4 protein-coding genes are annotated in these 3,868 nt (G+C 33.0%); 3 read left to right on the top strand and 1 reads right to left on the bottom strand.

Going from position 1 to position 3,868, the window contains the following annotated elements; translation table 11 throughout:
• Both ACKI30_RS02060 and ACKI30_RS02055 read left to right on the top strand, forming a co-directional pair.
• On the top strand, positions 1-204 hold a 204-nt coding region (locus ACKI30_RS02060), incomplete at its 5' end, for a KEOPS complex subunit Pcc1 (RefSeq protein WP_407409469.1).
• 69 nt (positions 205-273) lie between these two features.
• Positions 274-1,293, top strand: a complete 1,020-nt coding sequence (locus tag ACKI30_RS02055) for an ATPase (RefSeq protein WP_407409467.1) — start codon at positions 274-276, stop codon at positions 1,291-1,293.
• On the opposite strand, the gene ACKI30_RS02050 is transcribed toward ACKI30_RS02055, so the two are convergent.
• A complete protein-coding gene (locus ACKI30_RS02050) occupies positions 1,271-2,371 on the bottom strand; it encodes a nucleotidyltransferase family protein (protein ID WP_407409465.1) in 1,101 nt (366 codons plus the stop codon). The genes ACKI30_RS02055 and ACKI30_RS02050 overlap by 23 nt on opposite strands.
• 86 nt (positions 2,372-2,457) lie before the next feature.
• Between ACKI30_RS02050 and ACKI30_RS02045 the strand changes: the two genes are divergently transcribed.
• Positions 2,458-3,714, top strand: coding sequence for a dihydroorotase (locus ACKI30_RS02045; RefSeq protein ID WP_407409463.1), 1,257 nt, complete (start codon positions 2,458-2,460; stop codon positions 3,712-3,714).
• Positions 3,715-3,868: the final 154 nt, after the last annotated feature.

The raw sequence follows: 3,868 nt of genomic DNA, 5'->3' as shown, positions 1-3,868 counted from the left end.
TACAAAACAAAGGACGATGCATCCTTAATATACGATTCATTAGAAGTAGACAATGGCAATTATGTGAAAAGTAAAATAAACAATAACACCATTAACTATGAAATAACTAGTGAAAGTTTAGGGAGTTTTTTAGCCACCGTTGATGATTTAATTGCTTCAGAGATTGTTTGTGAAAAAATTATCAACAAAACCAAGGAACTATAAAAAGTTTTATATAAATAAAAATAATAAATATATACATTTAATAAAATATTATTCAAGAGAGTGTAATTTATGCAATGTCATTATCATCCTGAAAGAGAAGGTACAGATCAATGTGCAATATGTGGAAAATCAATTTGTAAAGAATGTGGATTAGAAATAGCTGGAAAAGTTTATTGTAAAGATTGTTTAGAAAAAATTGTCGGACTCAGTTTAGACAATTCCCAAGCTCAAGCTCAACCACAAAGCGAACCAGTATATGCTCAAGAAGAAAACATATACCAACCGCCACAAGAGGAAAGCGTATATCAACCGCAAGAAGAAAACATATACCAACCTCAAGAGGAATATGAAGTACCATATGCTGCAGAAGAGCCTCAGGAATATAAAGTAATCAGTGATGACTCACCATACAATATCAAAGACACCATTGAATATTCAGGCGGATTAGAATCCTCTTATTTAAGTGAAGAGGAAAACATCTATCAGGAACCACAACCTGAACCTGTACAAAATGAATATTACACTCAAGAAGAAATTCAACAACAACCTGTTGCTGAAGAACCAGAATATATTTATCCAGATCATGATTACCAACCACCAAAAACAACCGCAAGACAAAATCTTGAAGATAAATATGAAAAATATTTAGATGATTTATACTTTGATGAGAATGAAATACCATTAGGAGAACAATTAGCAAAAGATGAAGCACAATACGGTTCATTAACCAAAAAAGAATATGCTCCTAGACCAACCCAGGAACCTCCTAGAAAACCTGAACCTAGAATTGAAACTCCTGAAGAAATGGAAGCTAGAATCAGAGCTGAAATTGCAAGGGAGCAAAATATTAAAATGGATCCAAAACAAGAACAAGACAATGGAATCCATAACATCAATTACAAAGATGAAAAAGAACCACTGGGCGTTGTAGATATCATATTAACAATCATATTAATTATTGTGATTTTAATTGTATTATACTACATAGTCTACTTATTTATATTGAATGCAAGCTATCCAACATTTATGGATGCAGTATTTGCACTCAAAAACCCACAAAATGTAATCAATGCTTTATTGAGTCATTAAATAATGAAATATTTTCATTATTTACCTTTTTTTTAAATTTTTCCAAACATTCATCATTTTTATATCCTAAAACCCTAATTACAGAAGGATAATTGTCAATATACTGTGAAATTAACTTTTTAGGAACAGGATTTTCTAAAATGCTCAATACTCTTTGGCGAAAATGAGATGAAAATCCATGAAGAATAGCTTTTTCCAATTCATCAATGCTACTGAACGGCCTGTTTTCTATTATATTATTGGCTAATTTATCATTGAACAAATTAAGTGCGGACAATTCCTCTAAACTATAATCATTGGCAGTGCTTAAAATTGTCACAACATCACGAATTCCATAAATTATGGCATCATTTTCTATTTCTCGTTTTAATACCTCAATAGTTTTTGAAGGCATCATATCCATTACTTCATCAAAATTATTGTTCATGATGCTTTCGCGTATTAATGTGCCGCTCACGCCCCCTATACGTTCGACGAAAATAAATTTATCCTTAAAGTCAAAGCCTATTTTACTCAGTGAATTTGAAAATGAGGTGATTACATAGTTATCTTCCTCAAGCTTTCCTTTCAGGATTATATCACCTGCAGTCTTATCAACGATCTTATATGGTTTGGGAGCTACATGATGACCCATATTGATTCTTTTCAAGATTTCATCCATTCCTTCGACAGGCTTGTATCCCCTTGGAATATAATCGGTGTTCAATGCCTTGAACATTTTACAAAGACATAATGAATACTGGCCGGAACCCATAATTCCCATCGGAGGCCCTTCAACCACAATGTCGGCACCAACAGAAATAGCAATTTCTGCCCTAATTTGTCTTGGTAATATATATGGTATACCTCTACCACTTCTCTCAAACAGTCCCGGTACAATAGCAACAAATAACGATGAAGGAAACATATGTTTTGCAGTTTTCATGCAATGAAAATGACCGTTATGTAAAGGATTATACTCTGTGAAATCTGCGACTAAATTAACATCAGGATCATTACCTGAAATTTTAGGATTTTCATCCAAGTCATTGAAAAATAATTCCATATCACGCTTAAGAATGTTTGAAACTTGAGACATAAGAATAAATATAATTCTTAAATTAAAAAAAACTTATGTTTAAAAACGGACAAACAATTAACTAACTAAAAATCAATGGGGATAATATGGAGTTAGTAATAAAAAATTGTAAACTTGTAGATGAAATCGGCGAATATAACATAAAAGTTGAAAATGGAAAAATATGTGACATTTCAAAAAATCCGATTGAAGGTGATGAAACAATCGACATAAACCACAATTATATAATGCCAGGTTTTATCGACCCCCACATCCATTTTAGAGATCCTGGAATGACCCAAAAGGAAGATTTCAAAACAGGCAGCATGGCCGCTGCAAATGGCGGTTTTACAACAGTCATCGACATGCCGAACACAATGCCAAAAACCAATACTTACGAAGCGCTTGAAGAAAAAATAAAAATTGCACAGGAAAAATCAGTCATTAATTTTGAACTTCAGGCAGGACACAATTCCCTTGAGGAAATGGAAAGAATGGTTACACTAAATCCAATATCATTTAAAGTGTTTATGGACCTTGAGAGTGATGAATCCCTTGAAGAGATATTCCACAATCTGGGAAAATTAAAACAAACCACCGACTATAATGGACTTGTAGCAGTGCATTGTGAGAAAAAATCAATTGTGGAAGAAGAAACCAATAAATTAAAAGAAAAAGAGGAAAATGAACCTATTGATTACAGTTATGCCCGTCCTGCAAGGTCAGAAGATGAATCCGTAAAACAGGCTATAGAACTTGCAGGCAAAAATAATTTAAGGCTGCATATCTGCCACCTGAGCTCTTCCAAATCATTAAGTCTTGCAAAAGATGCAAGCAAAACACAGGCAGTAAGCTGGGAATTTACACCACACCATTTATTACTAGACAATTCTGCATACAATACATATGGAACATTTGTAAAAACCAATCCCCCACTTAGAGAAAAAAATGACAGCGTCAGAATTACTGATTTGGATGAAACTTCAATAATAGGAACCGACCATGCCCCACATACCCTAGAAGATAAAACAAAAGGAGTATGGAAATCATCACCGGGAATTCCAAATTTGGAAACAGTTGTTCCGCTACTGTTAACTGAAGTCAACAAGGGAAATATTGATTTGAAAATTATTCCGAAGATATTAAGTGAAAATGCAGCAAAAGTTTATGGTTTGGAAAACAAGGGAGAAATAGGCATTGGAAAAGATGCTGATTTTACAGTAATTGACTTGAAACGGGAAGGAAAATTCAATATTGATGAATTTAAAACAAAAGCAGAATACTCTCCATTTGACGGTTGGAATTACATTGGAATGCCAGTAATGACAATAGTCAATGGAAAAGTAGTAATGAATAAAATATAACTAATTTTTTTAAAGGGTGTCCGCCAAAATTAGTTTTTGGCAGACCTGTTGATTTTTAATTAAAATATTGTCACATCGAGTTTTAATTGGTTCATTACTGATTCTCTTTCGCAGAAATTTTCTAAATCTTCTGTTAAATTTTCTATTTCTTGTG

Source organism: Methanobrevibacter sp. (assembly GCF_045539575.1).
GTDB lineage: Archaea > Methanobacteriota > Methanobacteria > Methanobacteriales > Methanobacteriaceae > Methanocatella.
The sequence above is the reverse complement of the archived record's forward strand: the minus strand, read 5'-3'. Positions and strand labels throughout refer to the sequence as shown.